Below are 20,014 nucleotides of genomic sequence, written 5' to 3'. Positions count from 1 at the left end.
TCCTATCGTTTCGCCGGAGCGAATGTGATGGCCCGCCGCCAGGAGCCCAGGCGGCTGTGGCGCTGCTGGTCCGGATGCTCGATGTTCCACATGCGGTGATGCGCGAAATACCATGATGCCGCGAGCACGAAAGTCTCGGAGACCGCCGAGCCCAGCAGCGCCCAAGGCGGAGACGCGACTGAAAGCAGGATCGCGATCAGCGCCAGCCCGACGATCGCGCCGCCCATCGTGATGAAGGCGACGATGCGGAAGTCCCCGAATATCTCCAGGACGATGCGCGGCATGATGTAGAGCATGATCGGGATGAAATTCACTGTAACCAGAAGCCCGATAAACCCGACCGAGGCATCCTGCAGAGCCTGGGATTTTATCATCGGCAAGACGAACAGGATGGCGCATCCATAGGCCAGGCCGCCCAGCCCCATGACCACCGACCAGATCTTCGCCTGCGACCAGACGCGGCGCGTTTCATTCTGCCGCATCAGCTTCGCAAGCTCCGGCTGCGTCATGTTCACGAAGGCGAGGCTGATGATGCGCAGCGGCGCGAACAGCACGATCACCGCCGCCAGCGGCGCGTAAGCCGCGGGTCCGGCAATGCCGGCGACCAGCAGTGCCAGGCATTGCCCCTGGATGTTGGTGGTGGTCGCGCTGAAGGCGGACCAGCACAGCTGACGCCACAGCCTGGCATAGCGCCGCCGCGTCGGCATGCGGAAGGATATGCGAATTGTGCGGCGCGCCAGCCGGACCAGGACGAAGATGCCGAACACATTCGCCGCGGCAAGCGCATAGAACACGGCCTGCAACGCGTCCCCGGCGTACCAGATTGCCAGCCCGGCGAGCACGGTGCCGGCGATTGTGAAAGCGGCATCGCTGATGGAGACGACCACCTGCAGGCGGCGCGCGAAGAAGGCCGTGCGCATATGGCTGCGCAGCGACCATGCGCCGACGAAGCAGCCGGCGGCAATGCCGCTCGGGTCGCCCAGGAGACGCATCAGAACAGCCGTGCCGACCGCCATCAGCAGCGCCACCATCAGCGCCGCCGTTCCGAAGGCCACGTCATACGCATCGACGCCGGCGGCGTTGGTGCTCTTGCTCATCCATATCGAGGCGGGGACGGCGGTGAGCGACCTGATGTAGGACAGGCCGACACCGCCCATCACCATTCCTATGGCGAAAAGGCCGTAACCTTGCGCCGACAGCATGTGCAGCAGCATGATGTTGAGGGCAAAGTGGAAGCCGCTCTGCATCGCCTCGCCGCCGATCATCAGCACGAGGCGTCGCACCAGATGGGTCGGGAACTTCACAGCCGTGTCTCCGCCTGGCGCGTGCTTGCCGCCCTGCCCGGCCTTGCGATGGCCGCCTTCAGCTTCTCAGTGGCGATCGCGGCGATCGCCGCGGCCGCGACCGGCTCGCTGAACATCGTCTCGTAGCGCTTGCGCCCGGCGGCGACAAAACCGCGCCAGCCCTCGGGGGCGAGGATGATCTCCCGCAATTTCGCGGCAAGGGCCGGTGCATCGCCCGGCGGAACATGCCAGCCGGTCTCGTTGTCGGCGACCACTTCGACCAGCCCGCCGATCGCCGACACCAGTGGCGGACGGCCATAGGCCATTGCCTCGATGGCGACACGGCCGAGCGATTCCGGACGCCGCGACGGCACGGTGACGATGTCGGCCCAGCGATAATGCTCCGAAGGGTCCGGGATGAAGGGCAAGGCGCTGACCTGTCCGGTGAGCCCCATGGTCCCGACCAGTTCGGCGAGCGCACGCTCGCGCTCGACGCTTTCAAAGGCGCCGCCGACCAGCCGCACCTCGATCCGCGACTTCAGTTCCGCCGGCAGCAAGGCGATCGCCTGCAAAAGCACTTCCTGGCCTTTGATCCGGTTGATGCGGCCAAGCAGCAGCACCCGCAGCGGGCGCTTGCCGTCATAGGTCATCGCTTGTGCCGCCGCCGGACCGGCAACGCCGTTATAGACGACATAGGAGCGCGCGGATCTGGGCTCGCCGAACGTAGCGCGCGTTGCTTTCGAATTGAAGATAAGGTCGGCATGGCTCCAGTGCATCAGCCCGACGAGGATCCGGCGCAGCACGCCTTCGGGAATTTCATGGATGTGCAGCAACGCCTTGCTGGGCAGCAGACGCGAGGCCAGCGCATAGTCGGCGACGATCGACGTGTTGACGTAGACGAGGTCGCGATCGCGCAGGCGCCGCCAGGCCCGCCACAGCGCCACCGGCAGCCGCGCCATCTCGACGGTCGCCAGCCTCAGCATCGCCTGGCGCCTGAGCACCCAGAGCGGCTCGAAGACGATGCGGCTGGCATGGGGTTCCAGGATTTCGACGATCGGTCCGCTGCGCGGCAAAACCACTTCGATGTCGGCGGACGGAAACGCGGCCCGCAGCGCAGCGACGCTCTCCGCGAAACTGCGGTCGGAACCGTAGAGTTCGTAGCCCTGATGGATGCAAGCAATCCGCATCTTCACATGCATCTTTCTGTCAGGGTGGTGAGACGAGTCCGCCGCCTGACGCTATCGGCGGCCGGAAACTTCAAGCCAACACCCCTTTGGACTTCCCTCGTTGTCAGTGTGGTCGTGAAACGGATGTAGACCCGGATCACCACACCAATGCTGCACGCCTTCCCCCGATACTGGCGCGCAGAAGTCCGTTTGCAAGGATTATGCCGTTCTAATATATCCATTTGCAGGCCAACCGGCGCCGGCATTGCCTCGTTTCGATACAAATACGTTGGGAAGGTTGACCGATAATGAAACAACCCGGACGTTTGGAAGAAATATTTTACAACCTGGATGCGATAATGGCTGGAATCGGGCCTGGCAGGCATCTTGCAAGGCGGCGGTTGAAATGGGACAGCCGCGCATCGCGGATCGGGCGGACTTGAAAGTGCCAGCAGTCATGAAATCGGAACAGCCTGCCATCCTGATCCTGGGAACGCGCGGCATTCCTGCCGCCCATGGCGGCTTTGAAACCTTCGCGGAGAAGCTGGCGCTTTTTCTGGTCGGGCGCGGCTGGAAGGTCGGCGTCTACTGCCAGGAAGAGGTCGAGCGTGTCGGCCAGAGGGTGCGCACCGAAACCTGGAACGGCATCGAGCTCATCCACATCCAGGTCGCCTCGAAAGGTCCGCGCGCGACGCTGGAATTCGACTGGCAATGCGTGCTCGATGCCGCGCGCCGGCCCGGCGTCTGCCTGGTGCTCGGCTATAATGGCGCGGTCTTCCTGACCTGGCTCAGGCTGATGCGGCGCAAGATCATCACCAATATGGACGGCATCGAGTGGCGCCGCCCCAAATGGGGGCGCGCGGCGCGCACATGGTTCTGGCTCAATGAGTGGATCGGCGCCTGGGCCTCGCACCGCCTGGTCGCCGACCATCCTGTCATCGCCGATCACCTGGCGACGCGCCGGCCGCGCAGCGCCATCACCACCATCGCCTATGGCGCCGACCCGGTGACCTCGGCGCCCGAGGCGCCGGTGCGCGCGCTTGGCCTCGAGCCCGGAAAATACCTGATCTCGATCGCGCGCATCGAGCCCGACAACAACATCCTGCCCATCGTCGAAGCCTTCTGCAGCCAGAAGCGCGATATGAAGCTGGTGGTGCTGGGCACGCTGTCCGACCAGATCCCCTATCATGTCGCGGTCCGCGCTGCGGCAAACAGCTCCGTGGTCCTGCCGGGTGCCATCTACGACCAGGCGGCGGTGAAGGCGCTGCGCTATCACGCACGCGCCTACATGCATGGCCACACGGTCGGCGGCACCAACCCGTCGCTGGTCGAGGCGCTGGCCGCCGGCAACATGGTGATCGCCCACGACAACCCCTACAACAGGTGGGTCGCGGGTGCTGCCGCCATCCATTTCACCGACACGCAAAGCTGCGCCGAGCGGATGCAGCAGGCGATGGAGGATGACACGCTGGTCAAGGCCTGCGGCGAAGCCGCCAGGACGCGTGCCCGCGAAGCCTTCCGCTGGGACGATGTCCTGCTTGCCTATGAGAACGAAGCCTACCGGCTTCTCGGCGTGACCGCCCCAAGAACGGCCGCGATCGACCGCCCCTCGCCCGGCGCGGTATGACGGGCTGGACGCGCCGGCGGCTTCTCACCACCGCGCTGTCGACTGCGCTGGTGCCTGCCGCGGTGGCGCAGCTTTCGTCCGCCCCGCCCGCGCTTGCCGCCGAAGGTGAATGGCGCTTCCGTCGCGGCGTCAACGCCTGGCCCTGGTTTGCGCTGACGCGTGAGTTTCCCGCACCCCGCACCGACTATGACTGGCCGCCCTTCCAGTCGCAACGGCCGGTGCCGACCCCAGACGACCTTGGTCGGCTGCGTGCCACCGGGCTCGATTTCATCCGCCTGCCTGTCGATCCCGGCCCGTTCCTGGCCGCCGACGCCACCACGCGCGGCAAGTTGCTGGACATGGTGGACGCTGCCGTCACCGCCACGCTCGACGCCGGTCTCGGCATTATCGTCAACGTCCAGGCCAACGGCGCCACCCATTACTGGAACCCCGACCGCATGGTCTCGAGCACCGCCGCGCCCGAATTCGCGGCCTATCGCGGGCTGGTCGGCGAGTTTGCCGGCAGGCTGGCGCGGTTCACGCCGGGCAGGGTGGCGCTGGAGCCGGTCAACGAACCGCCGCAGTCCTGCGATTCCAACGTCTGGTCAACCGTCCAGGCAGCCCTGCTGACGGCGGCCAGGGCGTCGTCCGCAGCGTTGCCGCTGGTCGTCACCGGCGGCTGCGGCTCGATGGTGAGCGGGCTGGCCGCACTCGACCCGGCGCCGCTGGCGGCCTTCGAGCCGATCCTGTTCACCTTCCACCTCTACGAGCCCTATCTGTTCAGCCACCAGGGCGCGCCATGGATGCGCGAACCCGTCTACCGATCGCTGAACAACGTGCCGTGGCCGGCCTCCGCCGGTTCGCTCGAGCAGACGCTGGCCTCGGTCAGAGCGCGCATGGCGCAGGACACAGAGACCTCCGAAGCGGACAAACAGGCCGCCTACGCCGAAACCGAGCGCGTGCTGAAAGTCTATTTCGACGCCGCACCTGACCGCTGGTTCATCGACAAATATCTCGCCCAGGCGCGTGCCTGGGCCGATGCGCACGGCATTGCGCCACAGCGCGTCATCATGGGCGAATTCGGCGCTCTGCGCACCGACGCCCGCTACACCGCCGCGCCCAACCCCGACCGCGCCCGCTACATATCGGATGTCCGTCAGAGCGCCGAGTCGTTCGGCTTCCCCTGGGCCTTCTGGGACCTCTTCGACGGCATGGGCATGATGGAAGGCACCACCCGCGCGCTGGATCCGGCGATGGTCGAGGCGCTTGGGTTGAGGATGCCGGAATAGGCGTTGACGAAAGTGACGAAGCGCGGGGGGCCTGGCGCTAACGAGGGAGAGGCAAGCTCTGTCTCTGGCCATCCCGTTGTCCGCGCCCTGCTTGCACCCTCTGCCCCACCGGCCGATAAAGCACCAGCGCGATCACCACGAACTTCGTCATCAGCGTCGTCTTCGAGGCCAGGCTTTCGGAGGTGTTGAGCAGGATCAGCCAGCCCAGCATCGTCAGCCAGAGGCCGGAATGGCAGCGGCGCGCCACTTCATGCATGAACAGGGTGAAGCCGACAAACAACAGCAAGGTGAAGAAGGCGCCCTGATAGAGGACCATGCGGATGACCGGGTTCTCGATGCCCTGCTCAAGGCCGCTGATGCGGCGCAGGCTGTCAATGAGGTCGATATCGGGCCCCACGATCACGTCGCGCAGTTCCAGATGATTGAACAGGTCGAACATTTCGACGCGGGCATTGGCGCTGCCGCTGTCCGACACGAATCGCTCCAGCAGCGCGTCGAAGAAGCCGTATGACGCCGCGAGCGCGATGACGACCGGCACCAGCGCGGCAAGGACGAGGCCGAGTGCCGCGCCAAGCAGGTTGACGCGCCCCGTGCGCAGGCTGCGCAGGCCCTGGATAAGCAGGTAGCAACCGCCAAGCACGATCGTCGTCACAATCGCGGAACGGCCGCCGAAGGCAACGAGAGCGGCGAATTGCAGGCCGATCAACCCGAGCCGCACTGGCATGGAAAGCGATTTCGAACCGGAGAGCAGCGCCAGCACATAGACCGAGGTGACCGTGGCATTGGACAGCGGATGGCCCTGAAGTGCCGTCGAGCGCAGGTCGCTCACGAACACCTCGCCGTCGAGGCGGTAGGGAAAGATCAGCGTCTTGGTGGCGAACTCGAACAAAGCGAGCAAGGCATTCACGGTCATGATGGCGTGAACGACGGTCTGCATCCGGGCGAATGTCTTCTCGTCCTCCTCGCCCAGCATCATCACCAGCAGCGCCGGCGCCACGAAGGTGTCGATCATGCCGGCCATGCCGGGACGCTGCCTGGCGATGACGACGACCAGCAGCACGATCGAGATGACCGCCATCAGCGTGCTGGCCGGCCGCCGGTCGGCGACGGCGACAACATAGCCGATCGGATTGCCGAAGGTGCAGGCGCGCCAGGCAAACACCAGCACCAGCAGATAGGTCGAAGGATGGATCTTGGTCGCCGGATTGCCGGTCAGGCCGTCGTAATTATAGCCCACCAGCCACAACATGCCGCCGGAGATGCTGAACAGCAACGCCACCGTCGCGACCAGGCCGAAGCTGGTCAGCCAGTCGACGGAGCTGCCCGCTCGGACCGCGCCCTGACCTGAACCGGGCCAGCCGGCATCCCCGGTGCCGGGCCAACTAGTGGCCATGTCAGGCCGCCTCGTCGACCAGCAAGGCGCCGGTCGGCAACCGCCCCATGACGGAGATGGCCTGCGAGGCCGCCGTGACGTCGGCCATCGGCGTCGAATTGAGCGTCGCGACCATGACGATCTCGTCGACCATGGCGACCAGCGGCGAGGCGTTGAGATTGTCGGCCAGCGCGCCGCCGTCGACGACGACGAGGTCGAAGTTGCGGCCGGCCTGGGCCAGCATGTGCTGCGTGAAATAGACGCCCTGCGCCTCGGAGAAAACGGCCTTCTGCCGGCCCCTGCCCAGCACCGCGACATTGCTGCCGGCCGTGTACTGGCTCAGCGCCTCGAAGGCATATTCGCCGCGCAGCACGTCGAGGAGACCGGGCTGCGGCTCCTTCTTGCCGCTGCCGGCAGTGGTGTCGATGAACAGGACACGGCTGCCCCTGGCAGCCGCGGCATTGGCGAGCAGGCGCGCCACCCGGCCCCGGTGCGCGGCGTCCTCGGGCGGCGACGTCAGCAATATGGACGGCACCAGCGGCCAGTTCGGCGGCCGCCGGCTGGAGGCGAACAGGCGCCTCAGCGCCAGCCCCGCGACCGCATCCGTCTTCTGCCCGGCAGTGGTGGCGGCGCCGCCGAAAGGCCACCAGCGGCGGCGCGCTGATTTCGCCGGCAGCACGCCGAACACCGGCGCGTCGATGGCCGATTGCATCTGTGCGCTGGAAAGCACGGTCGGCGAGGAATATTCCGCGATCAGCGCGAGCGCGGTGCCAAGCCCGAGCCCGCCGAAGAGGGCGCCGAAAAGCAGCAGCGGCAAGGGCGGCCAGCTCTTCTTCAGGGCGGGCATGGCGTTGGAGATGATGCGCGCATTGGTGCTGTCGACATTGATCTGCTCGCGCGTTTCCTGCGCCCGCTGCAGATAGGTGGCGTAGACGGAGCGCACCGCCTCGAGGTCGCGCTGCAATTCGCGCAGCTTGACCGAAGCCTGGTCGGTGTCGAGCGACTTGCTCTTCATGCCGGCGACCTTGGCTTCCAGCGCCTGCTGGTTGGCCAGCGCCCGCTCATAGTCGGTTTCGGCGGCGGCGCCGATGCGGCCGAGTTCGCGCGCGATGAGCGCGCGCGTGTCGCGCAGCTGCTGCTGGGCCGCGATCATCGAGGGGTGGCGCGGCCCGAGTTCGGTGCCGAGCTGCGAGACCTGATCGACAAGCGTCGCCTCCTGCGCCCGCAAGCTGGAGATCACCGACGAGCGCATGGCTTCCGAGGTGGCGTCCGGCGCGCCGCCGGACCGGCGCAATTGGTCGACCTGCGCCTTCAGCGTCGCGGTGCGGCTCTGCGCGGCGGAGAGCTGCGTGTTGATCTCGGTCAGTTCCTGGTCGCTGACCAGATTGCCCGCCGCCATCACCATGTTGTTGGCGGACTTGTAGGCCTCGACGGCGTTCTCGGCCTTCTGCACACGCTTGCGCTGCTCGTCCAGCCGCGCGGTGATCGACGTCGAGGCGTCGGTCGCGGCTTGCGCGCGCGCAGCGGCGTGATCGGCGAGATAGGCCTGCGCGATGGCATTGGCGAGCTTCGCCGCCTTGTCGGCGCTCTTGGCGGTGACGATCACGTCGAGGACCAGCACCTTGTCGGCCCGTTTCACCGCCAGCACCCGGCGCAGCGCATCGAGCGTCTTGCCCGTCCTGTCGGTTTCGGCTGACGAGCCCAGCACGCCGCCGAGCAAACGGTTCAACAACCCGCCCTGCCCGTTGAATTCCGGATCGTCGGTCAGGTTGGTTGCCTGGATGGCCTTGAGCAGCACACCCGTCGACTGGACGACGCTGACCTGGCTTTCCACCATGGTGATGCCGCCATCGGGCGGAACGCGGCTCGGATTGACGTCGTTGGTGACCACCTGCAGGTCTTGCGGATCGATGAGGATTTCCGACACCGAGCTGTAGAGCGCCGGCGTGAGCAATCCATAGGCCAGCGTCACCAGGGTCAGCAGCGCGGCGGTGGCAAGGATCAGGAAACGGCGGCGCACCAATATGCGCTTCAGGTCGCCCAGCTCGACGGTCGAGGATGAATAGGTCGCCATCGGCACCGGCTCCGGGGCATATTGCATCGCCTCCGGAGCGTCTTGTTGCGGCAACGAGAGCAGGGATGATTGCAACGGTCGCTCCGACAACACTCCATGTGCCTGCAAAGGTTAAATTGCGGCTTCAGCCTAGCTATTCCTCCAACTGTTAAAACACTGTTAATTATGTTGAGAGCTCGTCTGATTTTCGGCAGGGAGTTTACACATTTTTGGCACGGAGTTTGCGTAATATTAGGCACAGGCACTGATACGGGCGCGAGCGAGCAGGAGACGAATGGAAATGGGGCAGCACTTAAGTCCAGCCCTGCCGTGCCGCCATTTCCCCTGCCCTGATATCGAACACCGGCCAGACACGAGACATCACAACGCCAGGGGTGCGACATGCAAGTGAGCCTGCGCCTGGACAGCGAGTGCGTCCGTGCTTTCCACCTCACGCTGCTGCAGCGCCTTGCGGCATTGCCGCAGGTCGAGGTTTCCGTCGACGCCAAGCCGGCCGGGGGCGGCATTCCAGGCAGTGCCGCGGCATTGTTCCAGCTTGAAACGGTCATCCATGGCCTCCCCGGAAACGGAGCCGCCAAGCGCCTGCCGCTGTCGGCGCTGGCGCCCTACGGGACGCAGCCGCCCGCCTCTCCCGATCTGGTGATCGACCTCTGCGGCGACGTGCATCTGGCAGGAACGCGGATCCGGCGCGTTACCTATGATGGCGTCGCCGGCGAAGCGGCTCTGCTGGCGCTGATCCTCGACGGCCGCACGCCGATTGCCCGCGTTGAGGAGAACGGCACCACCGTCGCCGAAGGACGCCTGGGCACCGAATATGGCGGCATCGCGCTGGCCTCCTTCCAGGACATGCTGGCGCGCACCGCAAGCCTGATCTTGGCGGCAATGCCCCCCTCGGCAATGAATGGCGCGGCGCCGGCCGTGCCCATATTGCCCGAACCGGCGCAAGCCGGTGCTCCGCCGGCGATACCTTCGCCCGCCAAGCTTGGCCTCAGGGCGGGCAAGGCGCTGGCGCGGCGCATCGTCCAGAAGATTTACCACCTCTGCTACAACGCCCCGCACTGGAAGGTCGGCTGGCGAGAGACCAAGGGGCGGGATCTGTTCGACCTGCGCGCGCATCCGGCAACGGGCTGGCAGGTGCTGCCCGACGACGGCAGCCGCTTCTACGCCGATCCGTTCCCGATCCTGTATCAGGGAAAAGTGACGCTGTTCGTCGAGGACTATATCCACCGCCTCGGCCGCGCCATCATCTCTGCCGTGCCCTTCCGCCCGTCGGGGCCGATCGGCCGGCCGGAGCCGGTGCTCGACCTGCCCTATCACCTCTCCTACCCCTTCGTCTTCGAGCGCGACGGCGAAGTCTGGATGGTGCCGGAAAGCTGCGCTAACCGCACGGTCGACCTCTACCGCGCCACCGCCTTCCCCGGCGGCTGGGTCAAGGAAGCCACGCTCCTGTCCGATGTCGTCGCCAGCGACGCCACCTTGGTCGAGCATGGCGGGCGCTGGTGGCTGTTCGCCACCGTCCGCGACGGCGGCGGCGCCTTCTCCGACGCGCTGCATCTGTGGTCGGCGCCGGACTTTCGCGGCCCCTGGACGCCGCATCCCAAAAATCCCGTTTTGGTCGACATCGCCTCGGCGCGGCCGGCCGGCCGCATGGTCAAGCGCGGCAACGATCTGCTGCGTCCGGTGCAGGATTGCCGCAGGAGTTATGGCGCAGCCCTTGGCATCGCACGCGTCGCCCACCTTGATTTGAACGGCATGGAGCAGGTCGTCGAGACGATCTTAACTCCTGACGCGCTATGGAATGGGCGCAAGCTGCACACGCTCAACGAGGCGGGCGGCCTGGAATTCATCGATGGCTCGGCGATCGCGCCGCGCTGGAAACGACAGACCCGGCGTTAAGGTAAACAAGTATTACTACCGGGTACGCGCATCGGTTGCTTGAGGTTGATAACAGGCTGGAAGATATTTTCCACCACAGATTGTGGCGAGAAACAACGACCAGCAGAAAGGGTAAACAAATGACCACCGCCGCGGCTGGCCCCGCCGAAGTAGACGTGGCCATCATTGGCGCCGGAATGGCCGGCACCACCCTGGCAACGCTGTTGGGAAACGCCGGCCGCAAGGTGGCGCTGATCGATCCGCACCGCGTCCATCACGACGAGTTCCGGGCCGAGAAGATCGGCGCGAACCAGATGCAACTGTTCGAGAAGCTTGGTCTCGACAAGATGGTCATGCCTCTCGTCACCCCGTTTACCGACGTCGATGTCTTCCGCCTCGGTCAATTCTTCGCCCGTGAAAAGAAGTGGGAATACGCATTTTCCTACGGCGCGCTGATCAATGGCCTGCGCGATGCCTTGCCCTCGCAGGTGCCGCTGACGGTCGGCAAGGTAACCGAAGTCTCGACCGGACCGGACCGGCAGCGGCTGGTGCTGGCAGACGGTAACGTCATCAATGCGCGCTTGCTGGTGGTGGCCACCGGCTACAGCGAATTGGTGCGGCGCGCCATCGGCGTCGAGCGCATCGAACTGTCGAAGGCGCATTCGCTGTCGATGGGATTCGACCTCGCCATCGCGCCGCGTGATTGCGCCCATCAGGCCGTCACCTGCTACGGCAAGCGGGCCTCGGACCGCGTCGCTTATCTCACCGTCTTTCCCATCGGCAACAGAATGCGAGCGAACATGTTCGTCTATCGCACCGTCGCCGACCAGTGGACGCGGGATTTCCGCGCCGATCCGCAAAAGATGCTTTGCGAACTGATGCCGGAAATATCGGCTCAGTGCGGCAACTTCGAAGTGGCGAGTCCCGTCGAGGTCAGGCAGGTCAGTCTGACCACGACGCAAGGCCATCGTCGCGACGGCGTCGTGTTCATTGGCGATGCATTCGTGACGACATGCCCGACGCCAGGCGTCGGCATCGGGCGGGTCATGATCGATGTCGATCAGCTCCATTCGGTCCACATTCCGCGCTGGCTGGAAACGCCAGGGATGGCGACAGACAAGATCAACGCCTTCTACGACGACCCGGTCAAGGTGACCTCCGATGAGGAAGGCATGCGTGTGAGCATCTACGCCAAGCAGATCACCACCGAAACCGGACTGGAATGGCGCGTGCGGCGCCTGCGCAACAACACGGCGCGGCAACTGATGATCATCGGCCGCAAGGTGCGCCATCTGGGACTGCGGCGGGAGCCCGGAATGGCGTGAGGGTCCTCCCACTCTCTCCCGCCATCGAAGGCAGAGGCGTCTTCCCCTCTCCTTTCCCCGGGGAGAAGGGAAGCGCCCGCCTTGGGATTTCGGGGGAGCGTCTGGCATCGATGGCAATCGCAGGCCTCTAGGATCAGCCGAGGCATCTGCGACTGAAAACCGTTTCGCAGCGATCCTTCACACCCCCTAAACAAATACTTCAGCCGCTCCATCTGCGGCTCGATCAGGTCGAGATCCCAGACCGGGTCGATGGCGAAAGTGCGCAGTCCAAAGGCATTCTTATTAGTCGCTCTGTTCATGCGCCGCCGTCACGGACGACGCGGCTATTGTCGGTCTCCGCAGTGCGGGCCGCTGTCTGGCGAGCCAACGGATTCCCGCATCAAAACCTGGCAAGGCTCGAGCCGCGCTCTCGGCGGCCCCTCCTCGCCCTCGATCCTGGCAAACAGCGCCTCCATGGCGTGGCCGGCGATCTGGCGCACCGGCTGCACCACGGCGGCGATAGCCGGCCATGTTACGTGCATCCATTCGGCATCGTCGAAGCCGACCAGCGAGATATCGTTCGGACAATGCCAGCCGCGGCGGCGGAATTCCGACAGCGCCACCAGCGTGCCCTTGAGGAACAGCGAATAGACCGCCGTCGGGCGCTCGCCTTTTGCAAAATAGTCGCGCAACTGTGCCCTGAGCGGCTCGACGTCGGTTTCGGCGAGCACGACATCGATGCGCACATCCGGCGCCAGCTGCAGCGCGGTGGTGCGAAACCCATCGAGACGGGCGCGCACCGTCGCCGCCTGCTCGCCAAGGCCGACCACCAATATGTGGCGATGGCCCATGCCGATCAGCTCGCGCGCTACCTCGGCACTGGCGGCTTCACTGTCGGCCGACACGGTGTCGAAGACGTCGTCGGACAGCACGCGGTCGATCAGCACGCCGGTCATGCCGTTGGCCTTCATGAAGGCGGCCGCCGGGCCATGCTCGTTGCGCACCGGCGCCAGCACCACGCCGGCGACTCGCCAGTCATGCATGCGGGCCAGGATTTCCGTTTCGCGCGCTTCCGATTCACGGCTCGACGCCGCCACGAGCGTATAGCCGCGTTGCTCGGCCAGGCTCTCGAGCTGGGTGACCATCTGGCCGAAGAACTCGCTTTCGAATTCCGGCATGATGGCGCCGATGATGCGGCGCTTGGCCCGGCGCATGTCGGAGGCCAGCGGATCGACGCGGTAACCCAGTTGCTCGATGGCATCGAGGACGCGCTGCGCGTTCTCGGGCTTGACGGTGGTGACGCCGGCCATGACCTTGGAGACGGTGGCGGCCGACACGCCGGCACGGCTTGCCACGTCGTGGATCGACGCACGCCGCTGCTGGTCCTGCCTATACGCCATTGCTCCTCCTCCCGAGGCGCGGACAGAGGCATCTTCCGTCCGCCGAGAAATGAGTAAATCGATTTTTCGCAGTTGTAAATCGGTTCATCGGCGGTATTTTAGCCACCGAGCCACATGTGGCCCAAAAACTATACAGCGGTTTTGGGACGACCACATGTGCAAAGCAAGAATGCGCGCTAGCATCGCGCCGGGAGGACTCGTCATGCCGAACAAGGATTTGCCGCTGGTCATCAGCGCGCCGGAACCACGCTCGCTGGAGCTGATCTTCACGCCACCGCAGTTGGCGCGCTTCAAGGCGAAATACCGCATCGTCGAGACGACGGACGACGGCCTCGCCAAGCTGCCGGCCGATGTGCTGGCGGAGGCCCGCTACATCGTCGGCCAGCCGGCGATCTCGCCGCAGACGCTGGACAGGATGAAGGCGCTGCGCTGCGTCTTCAATGTCGAGACCAACCTGCTCAACAACATGCCTTACGAGACGCTGTTTTCGCGCGGCATCCATGTCGTCACCACCGGCCTAGTGTTCGCCGAGCCGGTGGCCGAGCTTGGCCTTGCCATGGCGCTCAACCTTGCCCGCAACATTGTCGATGCCGACCTTGCCTTCCGCCGGGGCGAAGAGCTGTGGGGCGGCGACGGCAATTTGACGGCGCGGCTCTTATCGGGCGCCGATGTCGGCATCATCGGCTTCGGCGATCTCGGCCGCGCGCTGAACCGGCTGCTGACGGGTTTCCGCACCCGCACAAAAGTGTTCGATCCCTGGCTGCCGCCGTCGATCCTGATCGACAATGGCGTCGAGCCGGCCTCGCTCGACGAGGTTTTGACACAGAGCGACTTCGTCTTCGTCGTCGCCTCGGTCACCTCAGAGAACCAGGGGTTTCTTGCCGCGGACGCTTTCGCCAGCATGCGCAGGGGCGCCGCCTTCATCCTGCTCAGCCGCGCCGGCGTCGTCGACTTTCCTGCTTTGATGGCGGCGGTCAAAAGCGGCCACATCGTCGCCGCCAGTGACGTCTTCCCCGAGGAGCCGCTGGCGCGGGATCACCCGGTCCGCGCCCTCCCCGGCTTCCTGCGCTCCGCTCATCGCGCCGGCGCGTTGGATATCGCCTTCAAGCACATGGGCGACATGGTGCTGGAGGACATGGACCTGATCGACCGCGGCCTGCCGCCGCTGCGCTCCAAGCGCGCCGAGCGCGAGACGGTGTCGCGCATGCGCTCCAAGCCTGTGGACAGGAATTGAGGGCAACCGAGAGCCGTTTCCGAGCGTCCTGCCGGTAGTGTCTCAGTTTGAAATTTGCGCCGGCCAGAAAAAACAAGCCAGCGCGACAGCCGCAACAGTCCAGACCGCGACGATGAATGCCAGCCCTGCCTTGCTTACCGGCTTTTCGCGACGTGTCGCTTCGGCGCGGAACTCCGCCATGAGATCGGCAGGCACCAGCCTGACGGCAAGCATGATGCCGAGCGGCACAATGATGAGATCGTCCAGATAACCGATGATGGGAATGAAGTCCGGTATCAGGTCGATAGGGCTTAGGGCGTATGCGGCAACACCTCCTGCGACCGCCTTTGCATACCATGGGACGCGCGGGTCGCGCGCGGCAAGCCAGAGCGCTACGACATCACGCTTGATCGTCCGCGCCCATTGTTTGGCAGAGTTGATAAAGGTCAGGCTATCGCTCGCTTCTTGTAAGTGCCGCGCTTGCCCGGCTTCGGCGCAAGCGCGTCCATCTTCTCGCACAGTTCGTCCATCGACCACAGCGCCTGCGACACGCCGGCGGCCGTCCTGCCTGCTCGCACGACAATGAGCCGGCACGCAACGCCCCCGTCAACCCTTCGAACGGGAGGAGGACTCGATGCGAAAGCCTATAACAAGCCGTCACTCGTCAAGCGGCAGAACTGTCGGCTGTAACGGCACAGGAAGTGGTCTCCGGCCCAATCGGCCCATCCGCTAGGCTTCCACCTCGATAGTTGCAAATGCCTGCTCGCTCGGCCCAGCGCCGCACGGCCGACCAAACGGACCGGGGCCACCGGAACCTTTTCGCGGCGTTTGCGTTTTCTACCCGGATCGTCTCCCATTCGATCCATTGATCCTCCAATCAACACCCCGTCAGGCTCCGGCCGGCGGGGTTTTTTGCGTCTGTCTGCGGCGACAGAAACTGTTGGCCGTCCTTCTTCTCGCGCAAAATCCAGCCATTTCGCGCCATTTTGTGGGGTTTTGGCATCAGCAAGCCCCAAAACAACGAACGCCTCGTGTCTCAGGGACCGAAACGTTTGACACCGCGTTTTCCACGGCGTCATGCTGGCTAACGTTGGGGCAAGGGGAAATGAAATGAAGAAAAACTACGCAAAACCGACACTTCTGAAACGCCGGAAACTGTCGTCGGTTACCGCGCTGGCGTGTCCGATCTCGCAGTGCGCGGACGTTTGAAATCATAGTGCGCCACGGGCATGGGGCGCTTTGTTGAGACTTGAATAACGGCGGCCCGGGACGGAACTTGCTTCGGGCATATCAGAACGGGGGATTGCATGAAAAAGACCTACCAGAAGCCAGTCTTGGTGAAGCGCGACAGGCTGTCGGCCGTGGCCGCCAACTGCACCCCATCGAATCCTTGCGCAGGCTGATTTTTACACGCGGGGATAAGCGATGAAGAAAACCTACGCCAAGCCGACACTTTTGAAGCGTGAGAAACTCTCGGCGGCTACCGCGGGTAGCTGCCTCTCGGTTTGCACCTGAACCCAAGGGCCGGTCGGAGCGCTGAGCTTGAGACATAGGCGAGGTCTTGCGACCTCGCGTCAGGAAGACCGTCACCATCAAGCCGCTCCCTTGAGGAGTCGGCTTTCTGTTCTGATGGAACGTTCATGGCGCCGTGAAGTTTTCCAGGCAGTCGGGCGGTGGGACGCCCGGTGTACTCCAGAAGGCCCGTCACGATTCGCGTCGGTGGCGGGCCTTTTCGTTTTGCTTGGTTCTCTCCACGGCATGCGGAACTTTCCAAACAAAGCGACGTTGGTCCCCGCAAACAATCCACGAAAGGAACTCCCATGGGAAGCACCAGCGACAAGGCATCGGGTCTCGCCAATCAGGCCGTCGGCAAGGCCAAGGAAGGCGTCGGCAAGGCCGTCGGCAATGACCGCCTGCGCGCCGAAGGCGCGGCACAGGAAGCTAAGGGCAAGGTCCAGAAGGCCGTCGGCGACGCGAAGTCCGCCGTCAAGGACGCAACCAACAAGACCGCCGCCGCGATCAACAAGAACCTCTGAGGGTTCTCGCTCTTGAAAGACAATGGAGGCCGCCGGGCGGACTGGCGGCCTTCTTGGCGTGCGAAGGTGAAGCTGGGCTGAAAGGCCTACCGCTTAACTCGATCTGGCTGGGCCTGCTGCTCGGCCAAATCCAGGCGCATTTCCTTGGCGATCGTGAAGCCGGCGGCGAGATAGACGCCCTCGCCGGCATCCGAGGCATGCAGGACGGCCTTCGTGCAGCCGATCGACTTGAGATAGTCGATACCGGCCTGCACCAAGGCGGCCGCCACCCCGTTGCGCCGAGCGCCGGGTTCGACAAAGACACTCCAGATATAGCCGTGCTTGCGGAACGACGGCACCGTGACGTCGGGATAGGGAAGATGCTCGACCTGGCAGGCCAGCGACCCCACGGCAACGCCATCCGCCTCGGCGAAGAAGCTCGCCAGTTCGTAGTCGCGCCGCCCTGACAGGATGAAGTTCAGGGTGACGTCTTCGGCATCGTCCTTAATGTTGGCCGGGTCGACGCCATAGCTTTCCCACAGTGCCCGATAGTGACGGATCAGGGTGGGGTCGTCGGCCGGAATGCCGCTGCGGACGGTGTAATCCATCGCGCTACAACGCCGGAGGCTTCTGGCCGTTCCAATGCTCACCTTGCCAAACCGGGTGGAAAAACATCCCAACGATGCCCGCTCGCACCCATTCTCGCTTCGATGGACGGGCTGCGCCTTACGCGTCCGAAGGGTCGCTCCTAGTCACGTCCGGCCCGGTCCGGAAAATCCGTCTGAGAATGTCGCGCGCGATCTCGGCCCGATGCCTGTCCTGGCCGCGCAACTCAACCCCACCTAGCCTTGCGGGTGCGCCAGCCTTGTGGTCCCACACCATCCAGTCGCCGGAATCTTCCTTCAGGCACTCGAATCTGTCCCCTGCCATCAGGCGGATCTATCTCTCGGCATCGGTGTCTCCATTCGCAGACCCGCAATCGAGGCATTTTCACCGCTGGCAATGCCGGCTTGGGGTGGTGCCCGTGTCGGTCAAGGGGGCACCCGAGGTCCACCCCCGCGAAGCTAGCGAGTTGCCTGTGGCCGAACAATGAAGGAGGTCGCTTGGTACGTTTCCGAACAGTTCGCGGGACTGGCTAACCAATTGTCGGAAGCGTACAGTCGCTCTGCCGCCGGCTGTTGAATGGGCGCTGGCGCTTGAAAGAGTCGTTCGCGCTTTCGCCCCGCCGATGGGAAAAACGCGATGATGCCAAACTGTTCGGTGGACTCAAATCAGCTTTCGATCCTGGCCAAAGTGCTCGACGAGTATTGTCGCCAGGCCCGCATTGGTGCGGGTCACGCGGCGCGGGAGCGGCTTGGCCGCCGTGTCATGGAACTGTTCCAGGGCGGCATGGACAAGTCCGCGGAACTGCATGTCGCCATGAACGCCTGCTATGCTGAATGGCTGGGCGAGGTCGATCGCCAGTCTTCATCTCCACAACAGCCTGTCTTGTGGGCGGTCGAACCGGCAATCATGGAACCATCGCCTGCTGAGGCAGTTGGTTCAGGTGGCGGCGGAGCATTGCGCTTCCCTCAAGCTGATGAGGCGGATCACTCCGCTATTTCGTCGCCACACCCCCCTCTGAGAAGATATTCGGAAGAAGCCATTCGGCACGGGTAGAAGACGGACGCCGTCGCGCCGAAGCCCTGCAAGTGCGGCTTACAAAAAGGCCGTCTGGAGGAAGGCCATCCAGAGGAATGACCCGCTAACCGATTGTCGGAAGCGTACAATGGTCTATCGGCGATCGGGCCAAGGGCTTCGCTGATTGAGAGACATATCGCACTCTCGCCCCGTGAGGCGTCGAGATGCTTAGTCGTACTCCCCAAAGCGAGTTCCTGAGTCCGCAAGACTTGGCTATCTGCCAGCGTGTATTCGATAAAATGTGCTCCGACTGCAAATGGGATAGCGCGTCCAGCGATGCCGAAGGGTTGGCGATCGTCGTAATATCTGTCTTTCAACATGGCCTATTCAACGAAGTTGATTTGCTCGCCGAGATGCAGGCGCGGCGCCATGATTTCGAGCGGCACACCGGCTGACATAGCCGCAGGGAATGGCGCGCGCATTTCGAATTTCAAACTGAGACACTACCCGCACGGAATGACTCGCTATCGGAATGTCGGAAGCGTACAGTTCTCCTGTCGCTAGCCACTGAACGGGCGCTGGCGCTTGAGAGTGTCGATCGTACTCCCGCCCCTGCGGGAGCTACACGATGAATTACGAAATTCCAAAATCGATTGTCACCGGCCAGGCATTGGCCGACGAGGCCTCCGCTCAACCAAAATTCCGCAATGAACTGTTGCGCAAGATGAGCGAGCAGGACCTTGCGCTGCTGGAGCCCGGTCTGCACCGGATAGCTCTGCCGCTCAGAATGCCTCTTGTGGCGCCCGGCGTGCCGATTGCAGCCGTCTACTTCATCGAGCACGGCATAGCGTCGGTGGTCGCGCGCACGTCCGGCGGCCAGGAGGCTGAGATCGGGTTCATCGGCTTTGAAGGACTGGCTGGATATTCGCTGGTGATGGCCGACAACCGCTCGCCGCAAGCCTGCTTCGTGCAACTCGAAGGCGAAGCGATGCGCATGGACGCAAGCCGCTTTGGCGCGGCTCTGACGACCAGCCCTACCTTGCGATTGTTCCTGTTGCGCTACGTCAATTCCCTGCAGATCCAGACCGGGTATACCGCACTTGTCAACGCGCGGCTGAAGTTGGCGGGTCGCCTGGCCCGGTGGTTGCTGATGTGCGACGACCGCGTGGTGGGCGTGCGGTTTTCCATTACCCACGAATTCCTCGCCACGATGCTTGGCGTCAGACGGCCGGGCGTCACCATAGCCTTGCAGGAATTGGAAGGTCTCGCTCTGATCCGATCGCGCCGGGGTGAGGTTGTCATCCTCGACCGGCCTGGGCTGATTACGCTGGCGGGTGGCGGATATGGAGTGCCGGAAGCTGAATATGCCAGGCTTTTGGGAGCGGTCGGTTCGGAGCCTGAATTGACTGGCTAATGGATTGTCGGAAGCGTACAATTGCCAAGTCGTCCGCCGTCTGCGGCACACGGACGCTTGGGAGCCAAATCAGGTGCTTTCGCCCTTTCGGGAGGAAAGTCATGGCTGAAGCAGAACAACCCATTCCAGATGGCGTCGAAGTCACCGAGACCATGGGCGAATGGCGTGTTCGGGTCGTCATCAACGGCAACGTGCACTTGAGCACGTTTGATGTGGAATCCTACGCCCGGTCCTTTGCCGATAGCCAGCGCATGCGCGTAGGGCTGACCCGGCTCGCTTCGCGCATTTAGTGCGAATTGCCCGCGCCGCCCAGATTGTCGGTTTGGTACAAATACTCGCCGGGGAACTTGTCGGAATCGTACGGTTCCAACAAAGTAAATTGT

The 20,014-nt window shown here is 64.1% G+C and carries 17 protein-coding genes; 9 read left to right on the top strand and 8 right to left on the bottom strand.

The features are described from left to right. Window positions 1-2 precede the first annotated feature (2 nt). Entirely contained in the window at window positions 3-1,304 is a 1,302-nt protein-coding gene (locus HGP13_RS14650) for a hypothetical protein (protein ID WP_172226449.1), read from the bottom strand. Further along, window positions 1,301-2,470, bottom strand: coding sequence for a glycosyltransferase family 4 protein (locus HGP13_RS14645; RefSeq protein ID WP_172234711.1), 1,170 nt, complete (start codon window positions 2,468-2,470; stop codon window positions 1,301-1,303). The genes HGP13_RS14650 and HGP13_RS14645 overlap by 4 nt, the downstream gene beginning before the upstream one ends. A gap of 436 nt (window positions 2,471-2,906) precedes the next feature. Here HGP13_RS14645 and HGP13_RS14640 point away from each other — a divergent pair, with 436 nt between their 5' ends. Together HGP13_RS14640 and HGP13_RS14635 are read left to right on the top strand one after the other, a co-directional pair. Next, the gene (locus HGP13_RS14640; RefSeq protein ID WP_172226446.1) at window positions 2,907-4,076 is read left to right on the top strand and encodes a DUF1972 domain-containing protein; all 1,170 of its coding nucleotides are present in this window, start codon (window positions 2,907-2,909) and stop codon (window positions 4,074-4,076) included. Beyond that, entirely contained in the window at window positions 4,073-5,344 is a 1,272-nt protein-coding gene (locus tag HGP13_RS14635; RefSeq protein WP_172226443.1) for a cellulase family glycosylhydrolase, read from the top strand. Before HGP13_RS14640 ends, HGP13_RS14635 begins: the two co-directional genes overlap by 4 nt. Window positions 5,345-5,381: 37 nt before the next feature. On the opposite strand, the gene HGP13_RS14630 is transcribed toward HGP13_RS14635, so the two are convergent. Then, on the bottom strand, window positions 5,382-6,737 hold the full coding sequence (locus HGP13_RS14630) for a VpsF family polysaccharide biosynthesis protein (protein WP_172226440.1): 1,356 nt from the start codon (window positions 6,735-6,737) through the stop codon (window positions 5,382-5,384). Between the two features lies 1 nt (window position 6,738). Beyond that, on the bottom strand, window positions 6,739-8,817 hold the full coding sequence (locus HGP13_RS14625; protein WP_172226437.1) for a Wzz/FepE/Etk N-terminal domain-containing protein: 2,079 nt from the start codon (window positions 8,815-8,817) through the stop codon (window positions 6,739-6,741). 354 nt (window positions 8,818-9,171) lie between these two features. Between HGP13_RS14625 and HGP13_RS14620 the strand changes: the two genes are divergently transcribed. Further along, window positions 9,172-10,686, top strand: a complete 1,515-nt coding sequence (locus tag HGP13_RS14620; protein WP_172226434.1) for a formyl transferase — start codon at window positions 9,172-9,174, stop codon at window positions 10,684-10,686. A 119-nt stretch (window positions 10,687-10,805) separates the two neighbouring features. After that, window positions 10,806-11,990 carry an NAD(P)/FAD-dependent oxidoreductase gene (locus HGP13_RS14615; RefSeq protein WP_172226431.1) on the top strand — a complete coding sequence of 395 codons (1,185 nt, stop codon included), beginning with the start codon at window positions 10,806-10,808 and terminating at the stop codon, window positions 11,988-11,990. A gap of 323 nt (window positions 11,991-12,313) precedes the next feature. Here the strand turns inward: HGP13_RS14615 and HGP13_RS14610 are convergent, their stop codons facing one another. Then, entirely contained in the window at window positions 12,314-13,369 is a 1,056-nt protein-coding gene (locus HGP13_RS14610) for a LacI family DNA-binding transcriptional regulator (RefSeq protein ID WP_172226428.1), read from the bottom strand. A 202-nt stretch (window positions 13,370-13,571) separates the two neighbouring features. On the opposite strand from HGP13_RS14610, the gene HGP13_RS14605 reads away from it, so the two are divergent. Beyond that, window positions 13,572-14,603, top strand: coding sequence for a hydroxyacid dehydrogenase (locus tag HGP13_RS14605; protein WP_172226426.1), 1,032 nt, complete (start codon window positions 13,572-13,574; stop codon window positions 14,601-14,603). Between the two features lie 42 nt (window positions 14,604-14,645). On the opposite strand, the gene HGP13_RS14600 is transcribed toward HGP13_RS14605, so the two are convergent. Beyond that, window positions 14,646-15,032, bottom strand: coding sequence for a YkvA family protein (locus HGP13_RS14600; protein ID WP_172234710.1), 387 nt, complete (start codon window positions 15,030-15,032; stop codon window positions 14,646-14,648). Between the two features lie 1,370 nt (window positions 15,033-16,402). On the opposite strand from HGP13_RS14600, the gene HGP13_RS14595 reads away from it, so the two are divergent. Further along, on the top strand, window positions 16,403-16,618 hold the full coding sequence (locus HGP13_RS14595) for a CsbD family protein (protein ID WP_019859538.1): 216 nt from the start codon (window positions 16,403-16,405) through the stop codon (window positions 16,616-16,618). Between the two features lie 86 nt (window positions 16,619-16,704). On the opposite strand, the gene HGP13_RS14590 is transcribed toward HGP13_RS14595, so the two are convergent. Next, a complete protein-coding gene (locus HGP13_RS14590) occupies window positions 16,705-17,205 on the bottom strand; it encodes a GNAT family N-acetyltransferase (protein WP_172226424.1) in 501 nt (166 codons plus the stop codon). Window positions 17,206-17,323: 118 nt separating this feature from the next. Beyond that, window positions 17,324-17,527: a hypothetical protein gene (locus HGP13_RS14585; protein ID WP_172226422.1), complete on the bottom strand. Its 204-nt coding sequence runs from the start codon at window positions 17,525-17,527 to the stop codon at window positions 17,324-17,326. Window positions 17,528-17,839: 312 nt separating this feature from the next. On the opposite strand from HGP13_RS14585, the gene HGP13_RS14580 reads away from it, so the two are divergent. From HGP13_RS14580 to HGP13_RS14570, 3 genes are all read left to right on the top strand, one after another. After that, window positions 17,840-18,256 carry a hypothetical protein gene (locus tag HGP13_RS14580; RefSeq protein ID WP_172226420.1) on the top strand — a complete coding sequence of 139 codons (417 nt, stop codon included), beginning with the start codon at window positions 17,840-17,842 and terminating at the stop codon, window positions 18,254-18,256. A 685-nt stretch (window positions 18,257-18,941) separates the two neighbouring features. Further along, entirely contained in the window at window positions 18,942-19,631 is a 690-nt protein-coding gene (locus HGP13_RS14575) for a Crp/Fnr family transcriptional regulator (protein WP_246707453.1), read from the top strand. 101 nt (window positions 19,632-19,732) lie between these two features. Continuing rightward, entirely contained in the window at window positions 19,733-19,921 is a 189-nt protein-coding gene (locus tag HGP13_RS14570) for a hypothetical protein (protein ID WP_172226416.1), read from the top strand. The last annotated feature ends 93 nt before the right edge of the window (window positions 19,922-20,014 follow it).

The organism is Mesorhizobium sp. NZP2077, assembly GCF_013170805.1.
In the GTDB taxonomy this organism is placed as follows: domain Bacteria; phylum Pseudomonadota; class Alphaproteobacteria; order Rhizobiales; family Rhizobiaceae; genus Mesorhizobium.
This window is presented reverse-complemented; position numbering and strand designations above follow the sequence as displayed.

What these genes read in the sequence shown, in the direction of transcription:
- HGP13_RS14595 (WP_019859538.1), top strand. Translation starts at nt 16,403, where the DNA reads ATGGGAAGCACCAGCGACAAGGCATCGGGTCTCGCCAATCAGGCCGTC.
- HGP13_RS14585 (WP_172226422.1), bottom strand. Translation starts at nt 17,527, where the DNA reads ATGGCAGGGGACAGATTCGAGTGCCTGAAGGAAGATTCCGGCGACTGG.
- HGP13_RS14575 (WP_246707453.1), top strand. Translation starts at nt 18,942, where the DNA reads ATGAGCGAGCAGGACCTTGCGCTGCTGGAGCCCGGTCTGCACCGGATA.
- HGP13_RS14620 (WP_172226434.1), top strand. Translation starts at nt 9,172, where the DNA reads ATGCAAGTGAGCCTGCGCCTGGACAGCGAGTGCGTCCGTGCTTTCCAC.
- HGP13_RS14590 (WP_172226424.1), bottom strand. Translation starts at nt 17,205, where the DNA reads ATGGATTACACCGTCCGCAGCGGCATTCCGGCCGACGACCCCACCCTG.
- HGP13_RS14645 (WP_172234711.1), bottom strand. Translation starts at nt 2,470, where the DNA reads ATGCGGATTGCTTGCATCCATCAGGGCTACGAACTCTACGGTTCCGAC.
- HGP13_RS14570 (WP_172226416.1), top strand. Translation starts at nt 19,733, where the DNA reads ATGGCTGAAGCAGAACAACCCATTCCAGATGGCGTCGAAGTCACCGAG.
- HGP13_RS14605 (WP_172226426.1), top strand. Translation starts at nt 13,572, where the DNA reads ATGCCGAACAAGGATTTGCCGCTGGTCATCAGCGCGCCGGAACCACGC.
- HGP13_RS14580 (WP_172226420.1), top strand. Translation starts at nt 17,840, where the DNA reads ATGATGCCAAACTGTTCGGTGGACTCAAATCAGCTTTCGATCCTGGCC.
- HGP13_RS14630 (WP_172226440.1), bottom strand. Translation starts at nt 6,737, where the DNA reads ATGGCCACTAGTTGGCCCGGCACCGGGGATGCCGGCTGGCCCGGTTCA.
- HGP13_RS14615 (WP_172226431.1), top strand. Translation starts at nt 10,806, where the DNA reads ATGACCACCGCCGCGGCTGGCCCCGCCGAAGTAGACGTGGCCATCATT.
- HGP13_RS14610 (WP_172226428.1), bottom strand. Translation starts at nt 13,369, where the DNA reads ATGGCGTATAGGCAGGACCAGCAGCGGCGTGCGTCGATCCACGACGTG.
- HGP13_RS14625 (WP_172226437.1), bottom strand. Translation starts at nt 8,817, where the DNA reads ATGCAATATGCCCCGGAGCCGGTGCCGATGGCGACCTATTCATCCTCG.
- HGP13_RS14640 (WP_172226446.1), top strand. Translation starts at nt 2,907, where the DNA reads ATGAAATCGGAACAGCCTGCCATCCTGATCCTGGGAACGCGCGGCATT.
- HGP13_RS14635 (WP_172226443.1), top strand. Translation starts at nt 4,073, where the DNA reads ATGACGGGCTGGACGCGCCGGCGGCTTCTCACCACCGCGCTGTCGACT.